The organism is Phycisphaerae bacterium (genome assembly GCA_018003015.1).
Classification (GTDB): domain Bacteria; phylum Planctomycetota; class Phycisphaerae; order UBA1845; family PWPN01; genus JAGNEZ01.
On sequence record JAGNEZ010000021.1, the window covers coordinates 59,805 to 85,117 of the forward strand.

17 protein-coding genes are annotated in these 25,313 nt (G+C 61.9%); 7 read left to right on the forward strand and 10 right to left on the reverse strand.

What is annotated here, in order from left to right:
- Positions 1–23 precede the first annotated feature (23 nt).
- The 3 genes from KA354_11465 to KA354_11475 all read left to right on the forward strand — a co-directional run bounded on the left by KA354_11465 (position 24) and on the right by KA354_11475 (position 3,236).
- The gene (locus tag KA354_11465) at positions 24–2,021 is read left to right on the forward strand and encodes a hypothetical protein (GenBank protein MBP7935256.1); all 1,998 of its coding nucleotides are present in this window, start codon (positions 24–26) and stop codon (positions 2,019–2,021) included.
- 169 nt (positions 2,022–2,190) lie between these two features.
- Positions 2,191–3,072: a hypothetical protein gene (locus KA354_11470; GenBank protein ID MBP7935257.1), complete on the forward strand. Its 882-nt coding sequence runs from the start codon at positions 2,191–2,193 to the stop codon at positions 3,070–3,072.
- A complete protein-coding gene (locus tag KA354_11475; GenBank protein MBP7935258.1) occupies positions 3,069–3,236 on the forward strand; it encodes a hypothetical protein in 168 nt (55 codons plus the stop codon). Before KA354_11470 ends, KA354_11475 begins: the two co-directional genes overlap by 4 nt.
- A gap of 247 nt (positions 3,237–3,483) precedes the next feature.
- Here the strand turns inward: KA354_11475 and KA354_11480 are convergent, their stop codons facing one another.
- The 10 genes from KA354_11480 to KA354_11525 all read right to left on the reverse strand — a co-directional run bounded on the left by KA354_11480 (position 3,484) and on the right by KA354_11525 (position 19,724).
- Positions 3,484–5,517, reverse strand: a complete 2,034-nt coding sequence (locus KA354_11480) for a YeeE/YedE family protein (GenBank protein ID MBP7935259.1) — start codon at positions 5,515–5,517, stop codon at positions 3,484–3,486.
- Positions 5,510–6,043 carry a YeeE/YedE family protein gene (locus KA354_11485; protein ID MBP7935260.1) on the reverse strand — a complete coding sequence of 178 codons (534 nt, stop codon included), beginning with the start codon at positions 6,041–6,043 and terminating at the stop codon, positions 5,510–5,512. The genes KA354_11480 and KA354_11485 overlap by 8 nt, the downstream gene beginning before the upstream one ends.
- 5 nt (positions 6,044–6,048) lie before the next feature.
- Entirely contained in the window at positions 6,049–8,043 is a 1,995-nt protein-coding gene (locus KA354_11490) for an MBL fold metallo-hydrolase (protein MBP7935261.1), read from the reverse strand.
- 273 nt (positions 8,044–8,316) lie between these two features.
- The gene (locus KA354_11495; protein ID MBP7935262.1) at positions 8,317–10,827 is read right to left on the reverse strand and encodes a family 16 glycosylhydrolase; all 2,511 of its coding nucleotides are present in this window, start codon (positions 10,825–10,827) and stop codon (positions 8,317–8,319) included.
- A gap of 13 nt (positions 10,828–10,840) precedes the next feature.
- Entirely contained in the window at positions 10,841–12,277 is a 1,437-nt protein-coding gene (locus tag KA354_11500; GenBank protein MBP7935263.1) for a glycosyltransferase family 2 protein, read from the reverse strand.
- Positions 12,278–12,293: 16 nt separating this feature from the next.
- Entirely contained in the window at positions 12,294–14,360 is a 2,067-nt protein-coding gene (locus tag KA354_11505; GenBank protein ID MBP7935264.1) for a hypothetical protein, read from the reverse strand.
- Positions 14,361–14,745: 385 nt separating this feature from the next.
- A complete protein-coding gene (locus tag KA354_11510; protein MBP7935265.1) occupies positions 14,746–16,134 on the reverse strand; it encodes a sigma-54-dependent Fis family transcriptional regulator in 1,389 nt (462 codons plus the stop codon).
- A gap of 17 nt (positions 16,135–16,151) precedes the next feature.
- The gene (locus tag KA354_11515; protein ID MBP7935266.1) at positions 16,152–17,294 is read right to left on the reverse strand and encodes a HAMP domain-containing histidine kinase; all 1,143 of its coding nucleotides are present in this window, start codon (positions 17,292–17,294) and stop codon (positions 16,152–16,154) included.
- 4 nt (positions 17,295–17,298) lie between these two features.
- Positions 17,299–18,078, reverse strand: a complete 780-nt coding sequence (locus KA354_11520; protein MBP7935267.1) for a type II secretion system protein — start codon at positions 18,076–18,078, stop codon at positions 17,299–17,301.
- Positions 18,079–18,104: 26 nt separating this feature from the next.
- Positions 18,105–19,724, reverse strand: a complete 1,620-nt coding sequence (locus KA354_11525; GenBank protein MBP7935268.1) for a dockerin type I repeat-containing protein — start codon at positions 19,722–19,724, stop codon at positions 18,105–18,107.
- Positions 19,725–20,463: 739 nt separating this feature from the next.
- On the opposite strand from KA354_11525, the gene KA354_11530 reads away from it, so the two are divergent.
- The 4 genes from KA354_11530 to KA354_11545 all read left to right on the forward strand — a co-directional run bounded on the left by KA354_11530 (position 20,464) and on the right by KA354_11545 (position 25,144).
- Complete coding sequence (locus KA354_11530; protein MBP7935269.1) at positions 20,464–21,495, forward strand: HAMP domain-containing histidine kinase; 1,032 nt, start codon at positions 20,464–20,466, stop codon at positions 21,493–21,495.
- Positions 21,492–21,635, forward strand: a complete 144-nt coding sequence (locus KA354_11535; protein MBP7935270.1) for a hypothetical protein — start codon at positions 21,492–21,494, stop codon at positions 21,633–21,635. Before KA354_11530 ends, KA354_11535 begins: the two co-directional genes overlap by 4 nt.
- A gap of 410 nt (positions 21,636–22,045) precedes the next feature.
- Positions 22,046–23,011 carry a hypothetical protein gene (locus KA354_11540; GenBank protein ID MBP7935271.1) on the forward strand — a complete coding sequence of 322 codons (966 nt, stop codon included), beginning with the start codon at positions 22,046–22,048 and terminating at the stop codon, positions 23,009–23,011.
- A 186-nt stretch (positions 23,012–23,197) separates the two neighbouring features.
- Positions 23,198–25,144, forward strand: coding sequence for a DUF2961 domain-containing protein (locus KA354_11545; protein MBP7935272.1), 1,947 nt, complete (start codon positions 23,198–23,200; stop codon positions 25,142–25,144).
- The last annotated feature ends 169 nt before the right edge of the window (positions 25,145–25,313 follow it).

Sequence of the window (25,313 nt, forward strand, 5' to 3'; positions counted from 1 at the left end):
TCTTCGAGGACGAGGAGTGTACGATGTTCGAGGGTTGTTCGCGATCGTTGCACGTGGGTGGGTGGTTCCCCGGAGTTGCGGCGGCCACGCTGGGACTGCTGGTCATTCTCCTGGGGCGAGTGCCTGCGAGTGCGGCCTCGGAGCACAAGTATGTGGAGCAGACCGCGCTGCTGCTGATCTACAAGCACTATGTGAATCACGAGGAGGCCAAGCCGGATGGCAGCCATCCTCAACGGCATTTCACCGACGCCGAAGTGGAGACGTTCAAGGCCCAGCCGGCGATCGTCAGCGACTATTTCTGGCGGGCCTCGCACTTCCGGATTCACGCGAAGCACGTCAAGACGGTGGTTGTGGATGCCGAGCTGACCCAGGCGGACCTCAAGGAGAGCTGGCTCGATGCGGCCCGGGTTTTCAGGGATTACTCTGCGGCCGGTCTCAAGGATGGCGATATTCACCTGATCTGGGTGGTGTGGCCGATCGAGCCAACGGACAAGTACTGCAACTGGGCAGGTGGTCTGCCGGGTGCGACCGGGCAGGAGGCGTTCTTCAGGAAGACCCGGCTGGACGTCAGCGCCTACGAGCATGGCCGCGACATCTCGCAGGCCCATTGGACAATGCTCCACGAGCAGCAGCACGTCTATGACGATACGTTTGGCATTGTTTCCGGCAAGGGGTGGGGCGATCATCCTTATCGTAACCCGGACGTCGCGGCGGAAAACATGCCCTGGCCGGTGGACAATGCCGCCAGCGGGAACTTCCTGATGTCGGTCGAGGTACCGGAGAAGGACTGGTTCGATCTCGTGCCCCCGTACGTGACGCACAAGACGCTGCCGGACAGGGATGGTGACGGGCTGCCGGACAGCGGCCAGGTGCCGGTTTCGGAGGAGAAACTCGGGACGCGGTGCATTGATCCGGCGTCCGACCGGGATTCCGACGGCGACGGGATCAGCGATCGCGACGAGGCGATGGGTGACTACTCCGGCGGGTACGATCCCAAGTCGGCCGATACCGACGTCGACGGGATTTCAGACGGCGTGGATTACTTCCCGCGGTGTCCGAGCGTCAACTGGCTGCCGCGGAAGACGGCCACGCTGGACGGCACGATCGGGAAAGACGAATACGCGAAGTTCTCCATTTTCAGGTACGACGCCGGTCTGTCGGGCACCATGTACGCGGCCTGGGAGGAAGGCAAGCTGCACCTGGCTGCGGCGATCGAGGACGACGAGATCGTGGTCAGCCGGAAGGAGAGTGACAATCCTGATGATCCGAGGAACGACGGTGTGCAGTGGATGTTCGACATCGACGGCGACGGGTATGTCGCGACCAAGGCGGACCTCGGCTTGCTGAACTACGTCGTCTGGATCATGCCGGCCGGGCAGGATGGTAATGCCACGGTGTACTTCTATGAACATCTCGAGGGTGCCGGCCGGTGCGAGAACCGCAGGGCCGCGAACAACGGCATCACCGCCAGGACCAAGGTTCGCGAGGGCGGCTATGTCGTTGAGGTCTGCATTCCGGAGGGGGCACTTCCCGGTGCCACGCTGAAGTTGGGCCGTGGTCTGCGCTTCGCCCAATGCATTCTCGACTGCGACGGTGGCGGGGCCGTTCGCTGCGATACCGCCTTGCCGCACACCTACGACATGAACGTGCCCTACTTCATGAAGGTTGAACTGGGTGATGCGTCCGGCAAGGAGGCGATCGTTGCCAGGGGGGCGCCTCCGACGCCCAACCCGCCGACCTTTGCCGGCAAGCCGCGCTGGGCAGGCGACAAGATCGTCATGACCGCCACCGCGGGCAAGGCCGGCGTTGGCCGGGTGGAGTACTGCTTCGTGGAATGCCTCGGCGAGGAGGGCCGCAAGTGCAGCGGCTGGACCACGGATCCCAGGTTCGAGGTCACCGGTGCCGACCCGAAGGCGGAATACCGCTACGGCATTTACATGCGTGATGCCGCGGGCCATGTGACGTCCTGTGGGGCCGAGACGTGCGCGGCGAAGATTCCCCCGCCGAAGAAGGAGGAGTAGAGGTGGCGATCGGTGAGGCGAGCGATTGCCGCCTCTTGGGCGGTAAGCGTGCGGATTCCAGGGCGTTGCCCTGGCCCCCTGCTGTTCGCTAAGATAGAGGTGAGTCGCATGTGGAGCCAGGTTTGTGGATCGGCGGCGTTCGACCGATAACGCATCAGGAGGGTGAATCGTGCCAGTAGTACTCACGTTGGCGATGTGGGCGGCGAGTCTCGTTCCGGCCGGCTATCCGGGCCTTGTGATTCCCATCGATCCGACGCGATCGCGGGTCGACCTGACCATCTGCTCGACGCTCCAGGGTCTCCAGAAGTGCGATACGGACAGTTCCACGCTCAGCGGCTACTGCACGGTGGATCTGGATTCCCGTTCGGCGCCGACCACCATTTCCTTGCAGGATTTCGATGCCAGGGCCGACAGGAACATGAGCTGGCAGCTGAGCTACGGGTGGCTCGGCAGGGTGGACGTCAGCGCGACCAATATCCGCTTCTATCATGCCCAACCGGGAATACAGCCCTTCTGGTCACTGGGGGCGGAGGGGGACTTTACCGCGTACCAGGTGCCCTATTTCAAGGAAGGCTTGGTGGTCTACACCGCCACGGCCCTGGTCTGCACGCTGCTGCAGGGCATGGGGCTGCCCTGCAGCGACACCATGGATCTCGCCACGGAGCCGGTCGCCACCGAGGACATCTCGGGGACGGCTGTCATCCGTGACGGGGTCTTGACCTTCGCAGTGTCGGTTCCGGTTCAGGTCTACATTGACCCCGACAATCCCGACACCGGCGAGGTGACGGGGATGGCGTATCTCACCGGATCGGTCCAGATTCCGGTTCCCTGCGATTTCGACGACGATGGGGATGTGGACCTCAGTGACTTCGGGCATCTGCAACGGTGCCTGAGCGGCCGCGAGGTTCCTCAGACTGCCGCCGGGTGCGAAGACACTCCCCTCGACTTCGATACCGACGTTGACGGCGACGATGTGGCCCTGTTCCTCGAGTGCCTCTCGGGTGCCGAGATTCCCGGCGACCCTGACTGCCTGACGAGAAGCAGGCGGTGAGCAGCTCGCCTACGGAGTTGATGGCTAACTGGAGTCAGTCTTACAGGCTCAGCACGGAGACCACTTCACCCGAACTCGGCATGAAGGTCAAGAAGCACGGCCGGACGACCGGCTTGACGAAGGGGAGTGTCAGCGCGGTCAATGTCCGCGGCATGCAGCCATAGGACTGCTTCGTGGTGTACTCATGTCTGCGAAGAGCATTGAGCAGGTTCTGCAAGAACACAGAGGCTGCGGTGCTCAGCGTGCCTTTCAGAGAAACCGTAGCGCATGATGTAGTACGGCTCCATTTCGCCGGTGCGCAGTCGAGTCAGGCGTCTCATCAGGATGTGCCTTTCTGGTGCGTCCAAATGCGTGAGCCTCCTTCAGGCACTTCTGTTCGTGATCGTCCACCGGAGTCGCCGAGGCATCTGCTTACTCGCCTTTGTCGACGGGGAGTTCGGGGCGGGCGGCCCATTCGCTCCAACCCGCGTCATACCAGCGGACATATCGGTAGCCAAGCAGGTTTCTGAGGACGAAGAACGTCTGGCTGGCCTGATGACCCGTGCGGCAGTGAATGACAACTGGCGAGTCCTTGGAGGGGATCAATGCCGAATACGCCTTGTCCAGTTCCTCCACCGGCCTGAACACCGTGGCGTCTGCGACCTTGGTCGTATCCTCGGAGAAAGGCCTGTTCTTTGCGCCCGGGATACGGCCGGCCCTGGCCTCCTCGGATTTCTTGCCCAGGTAGTACTCCACCGGCCGCACATCCAGGACGACCGCGTCTCCCTGTTCCACATGAGCCAGCACACGTTCCGCATCAGCTGAGAAGTGATCTGGAGCCGGCCCCGGATAGCTGGTCGGTGCAAATGTGGGCAGCATCGTGTCCAACGGCCGGTCTTCACTCTTCCACTTGGCGAAGCCTCCGTTGAGAACGCCGTACTTGGCGTGTCCAAGACGGGCGAAGGCCATGGATACCATGGTTGCATCCGGCGGCTTGTCGTCGCCAACGATCACGACCGTATCCGTCGTGCTGATTCCCATGAGGGATGCCAGCCGGGCCAGAACATCGCCCGGCAGCAGCATGGAGGACAATCCGCCGACGACCCCCCGGATGCTTTCCGGGGACAGGCAGACAGAGCCGGGAATGTGGCCGGTGTTGTATTGAGGCTGGAGCCGGACATCGATGACGCGAAGGTCCGGGCGTTTGAGGTTCTCTGCCAACCAAGCGGTCTCCACCAGCCCCGGCCATGCCGGTTCGGCAGGCCCGGAGGTCGCGGCCGTCGGGGGCTGAGTCTTCGCGGTCACGACTGCGGGAGATGGGAGGAAGAAGCTCCGCCATGCATTAATCCGGGCGGCCCTCTCGGCGGTGACCGGCTCGGTGCGCAGAGATGTCGGCTTGAGGCACTTCTCAAGGAATCCGTGGAGCCCGTCCGTCAGGAGGAAGACATTCTGGAAACCGAGGCCACGAAGAACGTCGACTCCCTGTGCCGGGTGAGTCATGCCGTTGGAGTAGAGAACGATGCTGCCCTTGTTCTTGAGTGGCGTCAGGTACCCGGGCAGATCCGCAAGCGCAACGTTGACCGCCCCGCGGAGGTGAAAACTCTGGTATTCGCCGGGGGTGCGAATGTCGATGAGCACGAGATCCTGCTTGCCGGCCATCAGCCAACCCGCCAACTGCTTGGGATCGACGTGGTCGGCGCCGGTCTGCACGTCGGTCAGCAGGCCCATCTGCAATGGAATTGCGTCGGTCGCTTGTTCAGATTGGGCGGTCCGGTCGGTTGCCTCCGAGGCTGCCATCGGGGACAGAACAAACAGGCCGGCCGCCAGGACGAGGAGGGCCGTGCTGAAGGCCTTGAGGAAAGGGCTGTTCAGATACAGCCCCGTGCCGCTGACCCGCTTCTCGATGTACTCGGCTCCCCAGAACGCCAGGATGGCCACGACAGCGAGGCCGAAGCCGAACGCCGCCTGGCTGCCCCCCAGACTGCTCCAGGCGAACCGCACGCCGCTTTCACCCCAGGTGTACAAAGGGTGGGTAACGGAGTACAGCTCGTTGAAGAGAATGCTCCCGACGGAGGCTCCAACCAGGAAGATCAGAGCGTCCAGCTTGCCGGAAGCCAGACCGACGGCCGCGGTACCCGGGCACCAGCTACTCATCGCAAAGCCGACACCGAACAGCAGTCCACCGATGATCTGGGCGCCGTACACCGAGGGCATGAAGTACATCTGGTCCCGGGCGATCCAGCCCATGCCCATGCAGTAGGACAGGCCGATCATGGCCACGACCATGGCCGTGAACATGACTTTCAGCACGGTCATATCGCGGAAGTAGAAGATGCCTGCCAGTTTTCTGGAACTGCCGAAACCGGCCCGTTCCAGCGAGAAACCGAACGCAAAGCCGACGAACAGAGCGGCGAGAAAGGCCGCCGGTGAGTCGAGGGTATCGAGGCCGTAGAATGTCCTAATCATGCCACTGCCTCCTGACGAACCAGGCGGTTGCATATCCGCCGGCAAACACACAGCCCAGGAACACCAGGCTACCCGACAGGAGCATCGCGCCTCCGGTCAGAGCCTGGCCCGAGGTGCATCCCTGGGCCAGTCGGCTGGCATAGCCGACCATAATGCCGCCGACGAGGGCCAGAGCCGCCCGCAGACCGGGAGACGCCGCATGGCCACGTTCGATCCGCAGACTGAGACGATTGGCCAGCAGGGCCGAGAACAGGCCACCCAGGAACGTCCCGGCCAGCATGAAGACGAGGTAGTAGCGTAACGGTTGGGTGCCCCATCCGCCAAAGTACTTGGACGACAAGACATGCTCGGCGGCCACGCAGCTTTCCGCGAACGCCCCAACCCGAGCGATGCCGGCCGATGCGCCCAGCCCCGCTCCCAGAATCAGGAACGAGGCCAGAAGGGTCAGGCCTAGCAGCACACCTGCCAGGTAGGGGTTCATATAGGGCTTCGGGGCTCGTGATTCATCGGATCTGTCTGTGTTCATCATGGTTAGCACCCTGCACTCTTCTTCTTGGGAGCCTGCGGCGTCTCCGGTTTGGGCTGCAACGGCCGTTGTGCCGGGGCGGCAGCGGATGGTACGGGCATGAGCCCGGTTCGAGGGGAGAGTGGCACTTCCCTTACGGCCGGAGCCAACTCGCTTGCCTGCCAGTAGCCCTCTACGCCGCCGTACAGGGCTTTGACCACACGCTGGGTTTTCTGAGAGAGGATGCCCGCCGTCTGCATGGCCAGGGAGCCGTCCCGGTCTACGACGACCAGCGGGCCTGCACCGACCAGATACGCCGGGTTGCCGATCAGATCGGCGATATCCACGTTCCTGGAGCCGGGGATGCTGTAGTCCGCGAAATCCTGGGGCGGCCTGATGTCCACCAGATCGAAGGTCCCGGGCAGGTCCTTGATCGTTCGCTTGAGTTCCTCGGCGGAGATCCGATCCGCGAGGCGCACGGCCCGATGGGCGCCCGGCGAGCTCCCCCCCGCCCTGGTTTCAGACCCGTGGACCGGCAGGCCGGCGTTGATCCAGGCTTCGCTGCCGCCGGCGAGCGACGAAACCTGCTTGAAGCCGTTTCGTTCCAGAATTCCCACCGCCATGCTGGAGCGGTAGGCGGAGTTGCACACTGCCACGACCGGGAGCGACGGATCAAGCTTCACCGACAGCTCAGCCAGGTGATTCAGCGGCAGGTTGACTACCGTGCCGATGCGGACGCCCATCCATTCGCTGGGCAGCCGCACGTCGACGATGATCGGGGCGTCGCCTTGCTGCATCCTCGCATGCAGGTCGGCAGGCTTGATTGGCGCATTAGTCAAGACCGGCAGAGCCGCGTTCCTCCAACTCTCCCAGGTGATAATCCCGGCCCGGTACCCGACCCGATGTAGACGGTGAATCGCTTCCTTCAACTCCTCTGGGCTGCCGCAGAGAACCAGCGGCGCGCCCCAGGGCACCATGATGCCCGTCCAGGTTTCGAAACGCCCGCGCACGCCGATATTGACCGAATGGGGGATGTGTCCGGCCGCGAACGAATCCGCGTCTCGCAGGTCAACGACATAGTGTTTGCTGGCGTCCGTGAGTTCCGGACCAGCTGGTACTTCCGGGGGCAACGCGGCCTTCCAGTCAATGAGTTCCGGACCCTTCTTGTTCATGGCCGCGTTGTGCTTGAAGTATTGCGGGGCTTCCGGCAAGCCCTCCAGCACCGCCGCGACATATTCACTGCGACCGTGATGCTGCACGTAAGGATTCGACGTCTTCTCGGCTCCGATCGTCGAGAAAGGTTTGTCGCTGAGGTGGGCACCGCAGAGCGAGCCGGCCCCATGTGCAGGGAGGATCATGACGTCGTCACCCGCTTTAGAGAGCTTGTTGTTCCAGGTGTCGAAGGACATCGAAGCCAATGTCGCCGCGGTCATGGTGCCTTCGAGCAGGTCCGGTCGTCCCACGCTGCCGACGAACAGGACGTCGCCGGTGAACATGGCTTCCGGCCGATCCGTCTTCTGGCGGCTGTAGACATAGCCGGTGAGGGACTCGTGTGTGTGGCCGGGCGTATCGATGGCCACCACCGTTGCCTCGCCGACGGTCAGCTTGTCGCCTTCCTTGAGCGGTTCATATTTGAACTCGGTGCCGGCGACGGTTCGCTTGTAGATCGGGCAGCCTGTGGCTCTGGCCATCTCCATGTGGCCAGCGACGAAATCGGCATGGGAATGAGTCAGGAACACGCCCTTGACTGTCAACCCTTCCTTGCTGACGAAATCCAGATAGCTCTGGACGTCCCGGCCGGGATCCACGACCAGTGCTTCCTTGCCGCTGGCCAGAATGTAGGAGTAGTGCGACAGCACCGGCAGATTGAGCTGCGCGATGCGGAAGCCCGGAAACTGGTAGACATCCACAATCTGGTAGGTGGCCGCATCCCCACCATGGGATGCCGATTCTCCGTCCTTGAGCTTGACCTTCTCTTCAGCCTGTGCCAATCCTGTGAGAAGGCACAGAGCCACCAACATGCCCGCCAATCGTCTCATCTGAACGCCTCCTAGTAGGTGACGTCGGCACAGAGATCATGCCCCTGTCACATGGGCCTTTCGTTCCGCCCCGTGCCGACGGCTGTTCGTCTCGACATTATCGCCGCGCTCCTCGTGTCTATGCCACCCAGAGAGCATTCCACTGACAGCGGAGGGACGGATTTCGGGGTGATTCTCCCTTGGCCCCAAAGACTCGTCGCCGGAACGGTCTCCACTACAGTGTCGCTGTACAGGACGTCGGCCGCTCCGGTCATTCTACTCTCTCGTGCCGAGGGATTGTTGCAGAAGGCCGAAGTCGGCCTGATCCACGTCGGCGTCCCCGTCAAGGTCCGCATCCAGACACTCCGGACGGGTTTGGGGGATAGCGGGCCCGAGGGCACACATCCGCAGATGCCGGAAATCCACCAGGTCAACATCGCGGTCGTAGTCAAAATCTCCTGGTAGCACCGGCACGTGTTCAAACGGACCAAGATCAACCAGGGGGGCTGTTCCGAGTCCGGTGTCCGGCACGGCCACCGCATCCTCAAGTCGTCGATAGCCTGCGACATCGAGAGCGATTGGCTCGGTCCTGTTGCCGTCGGCGTCAAGATCGACGACGTCAGGGGGCAGAATGGAGTTGTCGCCTGCGTCAATGCACGGAGAACCGCCACGCAGACGATAATTGTCATCCTCGTTGCCGGGCACGTTGTCTGGTCCATCGGCATCGACGAACAACGGGTCGGCCGCGGATACTGCCGTACCGCTGGCCGTTCCCGTCCAGTTCTGAACACAACAGTAGCTCAGGCTGGCGGTGGTGGTGGCCACCTGGGCTTGTTCGCCGTTCCCGGTCAGGTCGCTGTTACCCCAGACGATGCTGTTGGTCACCGTGGTCATGCTGGGTGGCCAGCCAAGTAAGCCTCCCCCCTGTGCGGCGGAGTTGAAAGCGATGGTGCAATTGACCACGAGTGGTGAGCTGCCCGTGTTGTGGATCGCCCCCCCGGCGTCGCCGGCTACGTTGCCGCTCAACAGGCAATTGGCGAGCATCGGGGCTGCCGACTCGTAATGCTGGATGGCTCCCCCGTATTGGGCGTGGTTGCCTCGGAATGTACAGCTGATGAACAGGGGTGAGCTCGCCAGTACTCGGGCCGCGCCGCCAGCGTAACCGGCCTCATTGCCCTCATACGCACAAGCGATGATTCGGGGCGAGCTGCCCAGATCCAGGTACAAGGCTCCGCCATCCTGTAACGCCTGATTGCCCCCGAAGTAGCAGCGGGAGATGGTGGGCTCGCTTTCGTGCATGCAGATGGCACCTCCGAATACGGCCGAATTGCCGATGAACGAGCAGGAGTAGACGGTCAGATTGCCGCCGTCAATAAACAAGCCTCCTCCGTATGTTCCATTCGCTCCGGTGACTGTGAAGCCGTCCAATGTGGTCGAGGCGTCGGTTGCGGATGCGTCGATCACGACGTAGCTGTTGTCGGCGTTGTTCGCCGGCAATACCCCATCGTTGTTGTTCAGATCGCCGCTGAGCACGGTGACGTTGACAGACGGGTTGCGTTCGAACCGCTGATACTCGTAGCCGGCGAAGCCGCCGTATAGCGCAACGCCTGACACGAGGCGAAAGCTCAGGTTGCGGTCTCCGTCGGGCAAAGCGGGTTGGTAGGTGCCGGCCGCTACCCAAATCTCATCTCCCGCCTTGGCGGCGGCCAGGGCGGACTGCAGATCGGTCAATGCGTCGGCCCAGTTCAGGCCGGTCTGTGCGCCGATCGCATCCCGCTTGACTCGCCACACCTTCGTGTCATCGCAGGCGTCGATGAGGCCGTCCCCATCGCTGTCAGATTCGCACCAGTCCGGAATGGCATTCGCATTGCAGTCGGGGAACGTGCCCAGACCATTATGGCGAGTGACCCCCGACGCTCGATACGCCGCCACGGCGCTCTCGGTTTGGGCGGCGGTGAGAATCGTGTTTGTCGCATGGTAGACCCAGTCCACCTCCATGGTCAGATCGGCACTGATATTTGCGTTGAGGGGCGTCGCAAACCAGTGCAACAGCAGAATACGCATGCTCGATTCGGGGTAGTATCTGCCCCCGTGACTGGCCCGCAATACCCCGTCGACGTAATAGCGCACCGTTCCATCGCTGATCTGAATGGTGTAGGTGTGCCAGCCCGCCAGTGTCCCGCACACTGGCGATGGCGTTCCCGGGAGCTTCTCTTCGACAAAGGGGTTGTCACAGAATTGCTCCCAGGTCTGCAGATGAAGGGCAGGTAACGCTCCGCATCGTGTGCTCCATGGATCCGTGGGTGTGTATTCGATATCACACTCGGAGTAGCTCGGGTCGCAGACCAGACCCTTGTAGGTGACAAACGCCTGAACGCTGTGTTGGCCGGCACCCGCGAAGCTATCGGCGAACTTGATCCGGGCACTGTAGGTACCCTCGAGGAACGGGTCACCATCCGTGTCAACTTCGGATTGAAAGGTACCCGCAGCTGTGCCGTCGGTCGTCGCTCGAAGTCGCATGACGCGGTTACCGAGAATCGACGGGTCATCGGCCCAGGTTACGTAATCCTCCCGCCAGCTGACCCCGGCCGGCCCCGGCCCTCCCGACCCGTTTCGCACGTACCAGCCGAAACACTGGAACTGAGGATCCACAGGATTGCCCGCCCCGCCACCCGCGTAGCTGAAATCGTCGAAGAACTCTGCGGCGACAGCGGCGCCAGTGCCTGCCGAGGCCATCACCCAAGCGGCAAGCATCGGCCCGATTCCATGGTGCCAAAGCGACATCATCTGTTAACCTCCCTCAAGACCAGCGCATCGAGGTGCCGCGGATCTCGTCAAGAACCGCAATAAGCCAGGCGCTGTTCAACATGAATCCGTGATAGAAGTCGTACACGAGCAACGCGGGCAAGAGTGACAGGCTGTCGCCGTGCAGGGCGATGCAGAACGCCGCTGCGTTGAGACTCAGCATGAGGACCGGGCAAGCACCCAGGAGGATCGCTGCCAGGCTGCCGCCGCTCACCAGATAGAAAAGCACCGCGGCCATCCCGGCCGCATAGGCAAACGGCAAGGCGAACATCTCCGCGCCGTACGTGATGGCAAGCCAGCCCAACACGCGCGGCCGGAGCATTGACGGGTAGGCGCGTGAACGCTGGAAGTACTTCCTCAGCACTTGAATGGTGCCTCGCGCCCAGCGGTAGCGTTGACTAAGCAAGGCAAACGGCCATTCGGGCGCCTTGGTATGCGAGACGGCATAGGGCTCGTAAACTATCCGTCCCCCGAGAGAGAGGACCGACAGACTGAGATCGAAGTCCTCGGCGAACGTGTCTCCGTCCAGCGGGCCATAGATATGGCCGGGTTTGACCGGACGTCCGCTCGGGCCCCAGCGCATGAAGACCTCCTCCATGATTGAACGGCGATAGAGCCCGAGTGGTCCGGGAACCACGAGGACCGTTCCCGAATGGCTTTGGGCCAGACGCAGTGCTCCGCTGGCCATGACATATTCAAGAGCCTGCAGGCGAGTCAGCAGATTGACTCGGTTGCGCACCCGAATCTGGCCGGCTACTGCGTCGATTGTGGGATTGGACATTCGCTCCACCATGAGGCGAATGGATTGCGGAGCCAGCTTGGAGTCGGCATCGACGCAGAGGCAGAGTTCGCCGGTTGAATGGGCAAAAGCGAAGTTGAGGGCGCTCCATTTCCCACCGTTTGGTTTGCGGTAAACGCGGACGCTGCAGTTGCGGTAATCGCCCTGAAACGGGGTGGCATTTTCGTAAGTGGCATCCGTCGAGCCGTCGTCGACAACGATCACTTCGAAGCTTGGATAGTCCAGGGCGATGAGTGAATCCAGAGCCGGGGCAATGGTGTCTCCCTCGTTGAAGGCCGGCACGAAGATGGATACAGTTGGCCAGCTGGCGACAGGGGGACTCCGTCGGCGGCGGTATCTGCGCAACTCGAGAAACGTCAGAGAGAAGAAGATGATCCACCGCCCCCCGGAAAGCAATGCCGCGCCGGTCAAAAAGAGGATTGCCGGCAAAAGTAGAGCACGGTTGGGATGGTCTTGGATCAGACTCAGCGACCACGAGAAGACACGATAGGGCACGTAAGTTGAGGCGAAGACGGCCATGACCATTGTGGAGACCACGGTTACGACCAGCAGGCGTCCTGGCATGGCGCAGCGGGGGTCCGCGTCGAGAATGTGATTCGAGAACACGCACTTGGGCGCCGCGAGACTCGCCATCCTAACACCCTCCGGCTTACCGCGATCCGCTCTGTATTGGGAGAGCGGACGACTGCGGAATTGGCGACGGCATCGAGTATCCGGTCGGCGAATCCGAGGCGTCGTGATGGATGGCCCTAGACGACCTTCCGCTGCCGAGCAACTCAGGAGCGAGGGCCTCCACAATCCGAATCACCCGACTGGCCGGTCGGTCGTGTTCGCTCGCGATCTTCTCCGATTCACTCACTGCCCGGGCTTGCCATCGCTCCAGGCTCGACGGTAGGGCGGGATCGTGGTCCAGGCCGATCATCAGATGCCTGAGGGCCCGTGTGTGATGCCGGTCGATCGCCCATTCCAGCGCCCGCAGCAAGGAGGGCTCGATGCAGTGTCGCTTGATGGACTCGCGCAGACGGTGACCAAGCAGCTGCAGGTTCCGCCCCACGGCGCCAGACTCAACCTCTGCCGCATCCAGGGCCAGCTCTGCCGCAGGCAGGGGTACAATCAGCTCGGTCGGCGGCGGTGCGAGAGGCCCCGACGGGGTGCTGTCGGCCTCAAGGGCATCCACCGACGGCTCGCGCGAATCATCGCGGTTAGTTTTTCGCAGCCCTCCCGCACAGAGCCCGATCAGGCCAATGGCCAGCATGCAGACCGCCGGAGGGAACAACGGGGATACGGTGAGGGGCGGTCGCCAAAGCAGCCGGATCCTGACGGTGGGTGTCGTGCTCCCGTCATGCGCTGCCCAATCGCGGGCAACCAGGTCGCGAATGGTCTCCGGTGGCGGCGAGCAGGCGAGTTCGGCCACCACGTAGCCAGGCTCGTGGGCGAGCTTGTTCCACCTGATGAGCCGGCCGTCAAAACGACGTTGGAGCACAGGGGCAACGAGCCCGAGCGTCACTGAGTCCTGGCGAGCCAACGGGCCAATCTCCGCTTCGGCCATGCGCAGCCGGAAACGGAAACCCTGTTCGGGAGTGACAATCACCACCGGCGCCAGCGGCAAGGCGGTAGCCGGAGCAGAGTCCGAATAGGCCACCACGCCGTCGAAGGGCGCTTTGATCGTCAGTACGTCCTGAACGCCCTCCAGCTTGGCCTCGCACTGCTGGACTTCGAGGTCCAGTTGAGCGAGCATCTTTGCCTTGAGCAGTTCGGCTCGCTTACGATCGTGCTCGAGACGAGCGCTGCTCGTGGAGAGCTCCTTCTCGCTTGCGGTCAGTTGTTCGCGAACACGGGCCAGTTCCCGGCCGATATCCTCGGCCTGTTGGGAGGCACAAGCGGCAAACGCAGGCAGGCTTTGCTCCAGGTGCGTTCGCTCGGTCTCGAGGTTGCCGATCGAGCTCCGAAGGCGTGATACCTCGGTCGCCTGGACGGTGCTGTCCGTGCTCCGTTCATCCATTTCGACCTCGGCCGCCGCGCCGGTGCCGGAGAGACTCTCCATCCGCACCCGATGCTTGTCGGCCAGCACACGTCGCGCCTCCGCCTGCTGCAGCTCCCGGCGAGCGTCGTCGATGCGCGTGGTCAATGTGTTGATCCGCTCGGTCTTGTCCAGCCGGTCGCGCAGCTTCTCGCGTATCACGACGGCGTGCTCGGGAATCAGGTAGGTCAAAGAAGCCAGGAGTTGCCGCTGATCTGCGACGCACTTCTCGTAGTGACGTACCAGCTCATTGTCCGGCGTTAGGGGTTGAAGCTCGACGACTTTTCTCTGGGTATCGAGAATCTGGCTTTTCAGCTCGAGTTCAGCTATCTCCGCACGGCGTTCGGGTGAGCGGAAGCGGGCGAGCACATCGCCTGTTGTTACCGTACGGGCGTTGGTGACGTACTCCAGCTTAAGGTTGCCCTCGGCGCGCACCGTGTACAGACCGTCTCCCGAGAGGACGCCCTCGCGCGGTCTGACTTCCCGCCAGATCAACGACACAACCAGAAGTACGCAGCCCAGAGAGATGGACAGGATGGACCATCTGAACAGACGTGCCCCCGGAATGGGTGCGGATTTCTGCCGGTTCGCGGAATTCCGGTTGCGCCATACGTGGAAGGCGTACGACGCACAAAACGCGAAGAAACCCAGAATGCCGCTGAACAGGGCGACGTGCAGGATCGTCTCGGTTTCCATGTGCTGGTTCCCCTGATTTGCCAGCCGATCTTGCCAACGCGACGGCGCCAAGACCGGCTGGAATGGCTCAGGAGGCTTCTTGAAACGACTGCCGCTTGCCTACTGCTGGCAGCCGCCGTCGCGTACTTATCAAACCTCGATGCGGCAACCATCCAATCCCACGGACTGGCCGTCAGAGACCGCCAGAGCATCCCCCGCGCCAAGCGGCGGTTCCCGCGGCAAAGACTATGTAACTCATTTTCAGGATTGGTTTTATGGATCCAGCAGGCCACGCGTGCGGACGGGTCGCCGAGACGCAGAATGGCGAACATCCGATAAGCGGCGAGTATTCTCGCCGTTTTTCTGCCGCCCGTATTTCTCCATGGTGGCGGTGCTGGCCTGACCCTCACACGAGACCGAGCTTCTCGAGACGATACCGCAGTGTACCTCGTGGCATGCCGAGGAGGCGTGCAGCCTCGGTGATGTTGTGGCCGGCATGGGCGAGGGCGGCTTGCAGAAGACGGCGCTCGACCTCGGCCAGCGAAAGTGAACCGGCCGAGAAATCGAGTTCGATTGCCGCAGTCGGTGAGGAGGCTGAGGGGCTTGCCGGGGCGTTGGGAAGCCCGAGGTGAGTCGGTAGGATTTCCGGCTCATCACTCGTCACCAGCGTCTGCAGGATTACGTGGGCCAGTTCGCGGGCATTGCCCGGCCAGGAATAGCCGCGCATGAACTCGCGAGCTTCCGGTGTCAGCACGGGAACAGCTCGCTGCAATTGACGACTGAACTGACCCAGGAAGTACTCGGCCAAAGCCCACAAGTCCTCCGGCCGCTCTCGAAGCGGGGGCAGCCGGATCTGGAACATCTTGAGTCGGTGGTAGAGGTCCATCCTGAATCGGCCGGCCTGGGCCTTCTCCTCCAGATCGATGTTCGTAGCCGCGAGGATGCGGGCATCCACGGTCTGCTCGGCTGTCGCCCCGACTCTCCGGAACCGACCGGTCTCGATTGCGACAAGCAGCTTGCCCTGCATCTGCAGGGGCATATCCCCGATCTCGTCAAGAAGGAGCGTTCCTCCGTTGGCGGCCTCCAGCAGCCCCTGCTTTTCCGATTTGGCGTCTGTGAACACACCACGTTCATGGCCGAAGTGTTCCATCTCGAAGAGACTCTCCGGGATGGCCGTGCAGTTCACATGGATAAACGGTCCGTGGGGATTGGGCCCGTGCCGGTGAATGAACCGGGCGACCATCTCCTTGCCGGTGCCGGTGTCGCCGCAGATCAGTGTCGCGGTGAGACCGATGCCGGACCTGGTGGGCAAACGGGCGATCTTCTCGGCCAGCGCCGTGACCTGCTTCATCGCCGGGCTGGCGGCAATGAGCTGGGTTTCTCCCGTCTCGGCCAAATCGACGTCCGGGCGATTGTCAATTCGTTCAACGAGTTCACGACTCTTGAGGAGGCGAACGACCAGCCGGCACATGTCCTTGACCGACAGCGGCTTCTCGATGAAGTCGGTGGCTCCCTGTTTCATCGCCGAGACGGCATTGGTGACCGTGCCGAACGCCGTCATGATGATAACGGGGAGGTTCATTCGCTCCTCGTGCATACGGGCCAGCAGTTCCACGCCGCTTGTGTCCGGAAGCTGAAGGTCCAGCAGAGCGAGGTCGGGCTGCTGTTGTTGGAGTTCTGCCCATCCCTGAGCCCCCGTGCTGGCGAGCCTGCAGTGGTGGCCGGCCTGCTTGAGGCTCATCTCCAGGGCGACCCGCAGATTCGCGTCATCGTCGACGATCAGGATGTCCGCCATACGCCCTCACTCAAATGCTAACCCGGCATGATTACGAGGCAGCGACCCGGCTTCTGGGGAGCGTGAAGCCACTCAAGCCGCCCGCCGTGCAGACGCACGACCCTCTCGGCCATGGCCAGGTCATCCTGGCTGATGCGGTGTGACCGAGCGGAGGACGAGTCGCCGGCGAGAGCTGTACCGTATTCGATGGCCACCTGCCAATAGCCGGGCAGTTGACCGGATCGGCCCATACTCAGCCGGACAATCCCTCCCGCAGGCGTCTTGGCGATCGCGACCGAAAGCACCACCTGCAGCGCCGAGACAAACTGTACCTGCTCGAGACGAATCTGGGCAACCTCGGGCGAGTGGTGTACCTCAACGGTGATCCCTCGCTCGTCCGCGACCTCGGCACATCCTTCCAACGCCATCCTGATGACGGTCGCCGCGCTGGTCTCTCGAACCTGCATGGACATGGCCGCCAGGGACTCGCGAAAACCCTGAAGCCAACTCAGTACCCCATCAACGACTTCCGTGATGCGGTTCTGGGCTCGGGCTGTCCTGGGATCAAGGCCGCTTCGCATCCCAATGGCCTCCGCGAGCCATCGGATCCCGGTCAAAGGACTGCGAATGTTGTGAACGATACAGCGCAACGCCTGGTTTGCGACTTGTCGTCTTTCGTGTTCAACGAGCTGCCCCTGCATTGTCACAATGCTGGCGGCCATGGTATTGACGCCTTGGGCGAGCTCGCCGAGTTCATCACCCGTCGGATCTACGATCCGGTGCGAGAGCCTGCCGCCTGCGATTTCGACCACGGCGTCGTGGAGTATCTCAACGGGGCGGATGACCCAGCGCCGGACCAGCCTTGAGGCTGCTAGCCCCACAGCCAGTCCACAGAGAGCATTCAGCCCTAGGATCTGCAGAATGTACGTTTCGCGCCATGGCCGCTCCACGGGTCCTGCGGTAGTCAGTCTCAAGGTGTTGTCGGCTTCCAGACCGGGGCGCGCTCGTATCGAATTGCCCGTTACCCCGCCTGCCTCTGCCAATCCGGCAGGCTCACTGGCTTGCCGTTCAAGAAAAGAGTGGTAGTACATCAGCAGGCACCAGGAGCACATCGCGAAGTTGGCCGCCAACGTGGCGACGTAGAGCAAGGCGAGGAGACCGAATTTATGGCGGAGCGTCATGGTGTTACTGCAGCGGCGGCTGGTACTTCCAGTTGGACTTGGGTGAGCTGCCCGGGTCGGCGGTTCTCAGCACGTACCCACCGATGAAGGCCACATTCAACTTGCCCTCATGTCGAAGAGACGGGAACCAGAACTTGCCCGTTCCGTATAGACCGGTGTCTCCCGCCGACGGAGTGGAGTAGTAGGGGATGACGCCGTTGCGCGCCGCCTCTGCCCCGTCAGCTCCGAAGGCCAGCGGAACATCAGGATGCTCCAGGATTCGTGTGGTCAGGCGCGTCCGCTGAAGCAGCGGCCAACCCCGAACGACCGTGCTCACGCGATCCAGCCGCATGTTAAATGCCGTACTGATGTTCTCCAGCGGAACAACAGCGCTTTCGCTGCAGGGCAGGCTCCTTCGCTTGGTCAGAATGCCCGAGGCCGCCGGGCAGGCCAACGGCAGCGTCGACTGATCGATGGCGATTTCCTTGGAGTCGCCTCCATCCCAGAATTCGTGCACTCGGTAGAGCTTCTCCTGGAAGTCCTCGATTCGAAACAGCCTTCCCGTCCGTTCGCTGTCTCCTCGATAGGTGCGCGTCGAGTCATCTGCGAATCGGAAGAACTCCTGGCTAACGGTCTTCAGGTTATTCATGCACATGACCGTCCGGCCGGCATTCCGAACCTTGGACACGGACACGCTCAGGATCGCGATCAGCGCGGCAATGATACCGACCGTGACGAGGAGTTCGAGCAGCGTGAACCCTTTCCCCGTCGCCGTGACTGAGAGTTTTGACTGTCGACCGCTCATGCCATTTATCTTGCCTGCATGTCGCGCTAGTTCCGGCCGCAACTCGGATCAGCCGGGACAGCCGGTCCACTCACGCAACGAACGAAAACACCCATGTCTTCCTGATCCACATCGAAATCACGATCCAGGTCGGCGTTCCGGCAGCCCGGGCCGAAGAGTCCCGCGCCTGATCCGCCGGTCAGGCACCGCTGCAAGTGTCCGAAGTCGGTCAAATCGACGTCCCCATCGTGGTCAAAATCAGCCCGAGATGACAGCGGACCTCCAATCATGGCGCCGTCATCGCCATCCACCAGTCCGTCATAGTTCAGATCGCACAGACTGAAACCAGGCCCAAAATCGACAATCTCGATACTGCCGTTGACTTGGCCGTCGGCGTCGATGAGAGGATCACCATCATTCTGAAGGAGGTACGAATTGAAGATGACCAGATCGGCCGAGTTGGCGTTGCCGTCGCCGTTTAGATCGCCCGTCTTGACGTTAGGATAGAGGTCCGACCATACGAACAGGGCATCCTCGGGCGAAGGATAGCTGCTCCCAACCAGCATGGTCAGCCGCCAGAAGGTCGGATCCAGGTGGCCATCAGGATTCTTGTTCTCCCAGGGAGCGATGAGCGCAAACTCGGGAAGCAGTCGATCGCTTGGCGTGGCCGCGAAGGCACTGATGACCAGTTCCCACAAGCCCTCGGAGACGCTGTTTTGATTGGTGAAAAAGGCGTCCGCAGGTTCCACCACCCCACTCCCAGTCATGGAAGCGGAGCCCGCATTGGTCAGTGGATAAACCAGGCTGATGGTCGTCCGGTCGGACATGGAAGCGTGCGAGAACTGCACTTTGACGAGGGGCTCGTAGTTGCCGATGGATACCCCCGCTCGACAGCAAGCCGAACTGAATGGGCTGTATCCGTGGGCACGATGGAAGAAGCGCCCTGAGAGGATCCACGTTTCGCCTGTACTGAACAGCCAATCCGACGTATCGGATCGCTCGATTTGGCTGATACTCGCCTCCCAGCCTGTCAGTTCCAAATGAAAATCCTCACCGCTGCACTCCACCTGCGGTGACGTGGTCACGTTGCCGTCCAATGCTCGTGCGTCGACGGCGGCCCGATCACCGATTGAGACTTGTTGGGGTAGGCCCCCGAACCGTGAAGTGTTGCCCAGGTAGCGAAGGCTGGGCCACTCCAGTTCGCCGCCGGTGCTCACGTCCTGGTCCACGTCGATCTCGATGTACCCGGAGACCGGGCTGGGGCCGTACCGGAACGGGTCGAAAGCAGCATCACCACAGCAGCCCACGGGACCGGGCGGGTTAACCAGCCCCTCAAAAACCAGGTCGAGTCGGAAGAAGTCGCCGGTATTGGCCCAGGTGCCCGAGAAGAGATCGATCTTGGGGTTGTTGGGCTTCCAAGTACCGATAGTCCACGACAGCAGGTCCGGCAGTTGATGACCGGCGGTATCGATGAGGCCGTCAGCGCCGACGTCCGTGCGGTGGGCGACGGCGTCGCCGTGTGTATCCTGTGACGTCACTCGGTCCGCCTGAGCGGCGGCCGGCTGCAGCAGGCCGCTCAGAGTCAAGGCGACTATCCACACCATCGACCTGCCACGGCGAATGCCGGGACAACGTAGGCAGCGAAGCTCGTCGGCCAGGTGCTTCATGACGGGCAGCTCTTTGTGGACGCAAACCGCTGGTCGCTCTCGGAGTCGGGACAGCCTGCGCAATTCCGCGACATCACTTGTGCTGTGCCCCGTCCCACGTTCCAGACCTGCATTACTCTTTCATTATAGCCCAATAGGTTTCACGCGTAAAGCCTGTGACCGTCGCTCGTCACTTCAGGCCACCCACCGAGGTTGGCGAGCGAAGACACGCCATCCCCTCGAGGGTAGAATCGCCCGCCTGACCGCCAACTGGGTCTCCGTGCCAGCGAGTAAGCCGCGGAAAACCGGCGGCGTGCGTCTGTAACGGGAGCACGAATTGGGATTCGGCCGGTACGATTCATGGTCCTTGGGCCGCAAGCTGGGCTTCACGGCTTGGATCTATGTGGCCTCGATCCTGGTCAATCTCGGGATCTCCTCCGCTTGTCTTCTGCTGTTTTTCAAGCCGGCATTTCGAGATACGGAAGGCCTTTTCGCCCAGCAGCAGCAGGTCGAGGAGTTGCGTGCTGATGTTCGCAGACATCGCCTTGCCGGTGACCGAGAGCCGAGCGACCCAACTGTCTCTCTCGATCGTGAGGCGGCGACACAGAAGATTTCCAGGACCATTTTGAGCTTGGACGGCTCGTCCCTTGCCCAATCCCTAGGCCCGCGCTGGGAGCCAATCCGTCACCTGGTCACGCAGCACATCGCGGCAGCGTCCCAGACCGGGGGGCAGCCAGACGTAAGCCGATCGGAACGGTTCTTGACCTCACTCGACCAACTCCTGTCGGACGAGATCCACACACTGGGAACCCGTCGCCAACAGAGCATCTACAAGGCGACCGAAGCCCAGAGCCGAATCCTGCAGGTTCTGGTTGTGAACACCTGTATTGGAGCGTTTCTTTGTGTTATTGGGCTCTGGTTCGTTCGGAGGTGGGTGATTCAGCCGGTTGGAGTACTCAAACAGGCGATCGCCCGGGTCCGACAAGGCGATTTCAGTCCTCAGGTCAGTCTCCCCCGGAACGATGAACTGGGCAAGCTGGGGAGTCAGATCAGTCAAATGGCGGCTCAGATCGGTCGCCTTCAGGATCGGCTTGTGGATCGGGAGCGGCAGGCCGCGGCTAGCGAGATGGTGGCCCATCTCGAGGAACATATGCGGGCACCGCTTTCCGAGATACGCGCTCTGTCCGCCACAGGCGCCGAAAACGAGGTCCGGGATCGCGAGGTCTTGGAGTGCCAGGAGCGGATCGCCGCGACGGTCACCCAGTTCGAGGCTTGGTTGCGGGACTTGAAGGGCTCGCTTGCACCGGCGAAGAGCGAGCCCCGTCCGGTCTTGGTCTCCGAGGTGGTCTCGAATGTTCTCACCGCAGTGCGGCCGACCCTGGAACGGCGCAGGGTGCAAGCCGTGGCCGGAATTGACCCTCGGGTCGGCGAGGTCCGGATCGACCGGCTTCAATTCGAACAGGCAATCGTTGCCCTCGTGACCAACGCCGCGGAGGCCTCCAAGGGTGGCCAAACGGTGCGAATTGTCGTGAGACCCTGTCAGATCTCTGATGACAGCTGGGAACTGGAAGTTCAAGACGAAGGGAGCGGCATCCCTCCTGAACTGATGGAGAAGATCTTCCTTCCCTTCTTCACGACCAAGCGGGACGGCAACGGCATCGGTCTGGGCCTGGTCAAAGCGATCATTGGCCAACACGGTGGTGAATTGCATGTCCATTCGGAGCGGGGGAAGGGTAGCCGGTTCACCGTTCGCCTTCCTCAACTGACTCGGTTGGTGGGCGCACGCGCGTGACTGAGCGGCTGGCCGGAGCGGTTGTTCTGGCGGCGGAGGTTTTCGCCACCCGGCCAAACCTCGCCGCCCAAATGCTGCTCTGGCCGGGGGTGTGCGTGACTGCGAAAGTCAGCAACTTCTTCTGGGAACAGGACTTCTGAACAACCCGTGTGATTATGGGACATGTGGTGCGCCGCGTGCTAGGACACGGGTGATCGGAGGACTAGTGTCCTTAGTCTCTTAGAACCAGGAGAAGGGGCAACCTGGTGGCCAGGTTCAGTGAGACCGCGATCGAGGCCATGGTGTCTCCGCCCAGCGCGGTCCTGACGCTGACCGGGATCATGACGGACGGGGCCGACTTCGCTGGTTCTGACGTGGTTCGAGTGATTAAATGATCGCATCAACACGTCGCACCCCGGGCGTGGAGCCTCTCCACGGTCGAGAGAGACGGAATGATGTCATCGGCAAGGCGGTTGGAGAGTCCGAGCGTCGGCCGCCGGCACCCGGCTTCTGCCGGATCGGCTCCGCCGCGCGCGTGGATCCCGTTCCTGGGGTCGATGGAGTTCATGCAATGACCAGGCGAACCTGGATGCTACCGGTTGTGGTCTTCCTCTTCCTGACGATGGGCACGTCTCGAGCGTCGTTCCGCCTCTTCGACGACTTCGAGGATGAGGACATCGCCCCGGTGGGTGGGCAGGACGGCTGGGTGTCCTCAGGAGGCGACAATCAGATCGTCGTCGACCCGGCGGACCCGATGAACCAGGTACTCTACGTTTCGTCGGCGTCTTCCACGCTCCGCAAGTCGCTGCTGAACGAGGAAGTCGTGATCCCTGATGGGACGGTGCGCATGATGTTCATGCGGCTGCGGGTCAGCGACAAACAGACTTTCTCCGTCGGTGTCTCCGGACTGACTAGCCCGACCGAGTTCAGCGATTTTGCGACTGAAATCGGCATGGCCAATAGCTCGCACAACCTGGATCTGCGCGTTTGGAACGAGGCGGAAGGCAATTACGAGGTACTGACTCAACTCGAAAGCAACAAATGGTACAACATGTGGGTGCTGGTTGATACCTCTAAAAACCACTACAAGATCTGGCTGAACGACGTGCCCGGCGCATCGGCCGCCCCTTCCGACCAACTGGCCGCCCCGGATGGAGGCCAGACATTCGGTTTCCGCTCGGGTACTCAGAGCAGCCTCCGCACCTTCTACATCAAGACCGCCGGTGGCAGCAGCGGTCCCAACTCCGGCCCGATCTACCTTGACGCCATCTACCTCGAGAACGCGAGCTCCGTCAGCCTCTGGAACCCGACGGCCTGCGGACATATGCTCGACGTTGACGCGGACTGCGACGTGGACAGGGACGACCTCGTGGCATTTGAGGATTGCGTATCGGGGCCCGCCATCCCGCAGACAGATCCCGGGTGCAGGTGGGCACGACTTGATGAAGACGACGATGTGGACCAGTCGGATTTCGGCGTCTTCCAGAGGTGCTACAGCGGAAAGGACATCCCCGCCAGGCCGGATTGTGCTTCTTGAACATGTTCGGAAGACCTGGTTCATGGATCTCCCTGATCCTGAATGTTACCCTCGTGCCTTGGCCCGGTTTCTGCCGCACCCCGTGCCATCGGTCCGGTACCCGAACCCGGTCCGCCCGAGCCACAGGTTGTCGTGATGAGGGCCGGGCTCAGAGAGGGCATTTCGTCAGGGAATAGAGGCTGACACATGCGTCCGTGCAGACTTCCCTGTCGGATTCTGGTGATGGCTCTTTTTGTCCCGTTGCTCCGTACCCAGGTGGCGGTTGGCGAGGTCCGGCTCAGCTATAGCGAGCTGCTCAGCTTCCTGACTGATCTAAACCGCCTGCCGGTCATCGAGCCGGGCGTGTATTGTCGGCAGTTCAGCAGCTACGACCGTAGAAGCCGCCTCGACGAAGCTACAGGCAAGTACATTGACTGGGAAGCCAATGGCGATTCCGGGCAGTACATCCGCGTCGACCCTGACACACAGGAAGGCGTGATGGCGGATATGGAGGGTCCGGGATGTATTGTCCGCATTTGGTCCGCCAATCCTCAGGGCGTGATCCGTTTCTACCTGGATGGGGACACCAAGCCGACCTACGAATGGGATTTCGTTGCCCTGTTTCGGGGTGAGATGTGGCCGTTCATCAGGCCCCTGGTCTGGTGCCGCGACCCGAAGAACACCTACTCGGCGGCTGACTGCTATCTGCCGATCCCGTTCGCCAAGAGCTGCAAAGTCACCAGCGTGATCATCGGCAAGGACGGCAAATCGCAGACGCCGAGGCTCTTCTACCACATTGACTACCGGACGTTCCCGAAGGGCTGGCAGGTGGACACTTTCAAGCTGCCGCTGACCAGCGAGCAGCAACAGGCAGTGAGCCAAACCGCCGCGAAGTGGGCTGGTGGGCGAGAAGAGCGCTACAAGGTCAGGGAAGTCACAGTCGAACCCGGCGAGACGCTCACGGTTGAGGAGATCAAGGGGCCGGCGGTTATCGTCGAGTTCCGGGCCAAGTTGATGTCCTCTGAGAAATGGGCGATGCGGAAGGTGTTGCTGAAGGCCTACTGGGACGGGGCGGAGGTGCCGTCCATCAACTGCCCGATCGGCGATTTTTTTGGCGAACCCAAGGACGTGCCCTATCGATCGTATCCCATGGAGATTTCGGACCAGCTCAACGCGTGCTTCTTTCCCATGCCGTTTCATAAGTCCGCGAAGATCCTCCTGATTAACGAAGGCAGAATGCCGGCGAAGGTCAAGGTCTCGGTCGGTCACTTGAGCAAGGAAGTCCCTGAGAACTGGGGCCTCTTTCATGCCAAGTATCGCCAGCAGAAAGCCTCAACAACGTTCGACTACTCGTTCATCGAAGCCACCGGTGCCGGCAAGTTCGTCGGCGTCTGCCTGTTTCCGGACAACATCCATGGCGGATGGTGGGGCGAGGGCGATGAGAAGGTGTGGGTGGATGGCGAGAAGTTCCCCTCCTGGTTCGGTACCGGCTCCGAGGACTACTTCGGTGACGCCGGGAGCATCCGGCACTTCACCAACCCTTTGCATGGACATCCCCAGAAGGTCCGCGAGCGGATGCAGGGCTGCTACCGCTGGCACATGGCGGACAACATTCCCTTCTATAGGTCGTTCAGGATGACCATGGAGGACTATGCTGCCCTGCCGCTCGAAAAGGTCAAGAACGACTACTACTCCGTAGCCTATTGGTATCAGCTACCTGGTGGAAGCGATACCTTCGAGGACACGCCGGTGAGCGAACGGATTCCCCGCGTCCACGTTCAGCGGGGTGCGATCGAGGCTGAGAACTGTGTGGCGAAGGGCGGCTTGCCTCCCGGCATGACATGGGTCGACGACGAGGACCTTCCCCAGGAACTCTCCGCAGGTCGTGGGGTCAAGCTGGTTGGAGGAGTTGGAAGTAGCTTCACCTTCGCGGTACCGTCGAATTGGAGTGATCGGTACGTTCCGAGGCTGGGGGCAGCCCCTGGTGTGAAGGGATCCAGCTACGAATTGTTGGTCAACGGTCAGAAGCTGGACAAGTACGCCCACATGGCCGAAGGGCCCAACTCAATCGGTGTTCGGTTCACCGGGGCACCCGTGGAGGGCGACCGCTGCGAGTTGATCGTCGACTACTTCCAGCTGAATCGGCCTGATTGACTTGTGCGAACGCGCGCCGATCAGGTGATTGGCCGCCAAACCGGCGGCAGCGTTCGTAGCTGTGTCTCGAGACGAGCACGCAGGAGGTCAGGGCCCACTACCTTCAGGTGACCCGGGCGCACTTTGAAAAAGCGGCACAGAATCCGGCACAGCAACCACAAGTCATGAC

Bases quoted from the DNA above. Each gene is read 5' to 3' on its own strand.
- KA354_11505 (MBP7935264.1), bottom strand. From the start codon at position 14,360: ATGGAAACCGAGACGATCCTGCACGTCGCCCTGTTCAGCGGCATTCTG.
- KA354_11515 (MBP7935266.1), bottom strand. From the start codon at position 17,294: ATGACGCTCCGCCATAAATTCGGTCTCCTCGCCTTGCTCTACGTCGCC.
- KA354_11545 (MBP7935272.1), top strand. From the start codon at position 23,198: ATGCGTCCGTGCAGACTTCCCTGTCGGATTCTGGTGATGGCTCTTTTT.
- KA354_11525 (MBP7935268.1), bottom strand. From the start codon at position 19,724: ATGAAGCACCTGGCCGACGAGCTTCGCTGCCTACGTTGTCCCGGCATT.
- KA354_11500 (MBP7935263.1), bottom strand. From the start codon at position 12,277: ATGGCGAGTCTCGCGGCGCCCAAGTGCGTGTTCTCGAATCACATTCTC.
- KA354_11485 (MBP7935260.1), bottom strand. From the start codon at position 6,043: ATGAACACAGACAGATCCGATGAATCACGAGCCCCGAAGCCCTATATG.
- KA354_11480 (MBP7935259.1), bottom strand. From the start codon at position 5,517: ATGATTAGGACATTCTACGGCCTCGATACCCTCGACTCACCGGCGGCC.
- KA354_11465 (MBP7935256.1), top strand. From the start codon at position 24: ATGTTCGAGGGTTGTTCGCGATCGTTGCACGTGGGTGGGTGGTTCCCC.
- KA354_11490 (MBP7935261.1), bottom strand. From the start codon at position 8,043: ATGTTGGTGGCTCTGTGCCTTCTCACAGGATTGGCACAGGCTGAAGAG.
- KA354_11510 (MBP7935265.1), bottom strand. From the start codon at position 16,134: ATGGCGGACATCCTGATCGTCGACGATGACGCGAATCTGCGGGTCGCC.
- KA354_11520 (MBP7935267.1), bottom strand. From the start codon at position 18,078: ATGAGCGGTCGACAGTCAAAACTCTCAGTCACGGCGACGGGGAAAGGG.
- KA354_11540 (MBP7935271.1), top strand. From the start codon at position 22,046: ATGACCAGGCGAACCTGGATGCTACCGGTTGTGGTCTTCCTCTTCCTG.
- KA354_11495 (MBP7935262.1), bottom strand. From the start codon at position 10,827: ATGATGTCGCTTTGGCACCATGGAATCGGGCCGATGCTTGCCGCTTGG.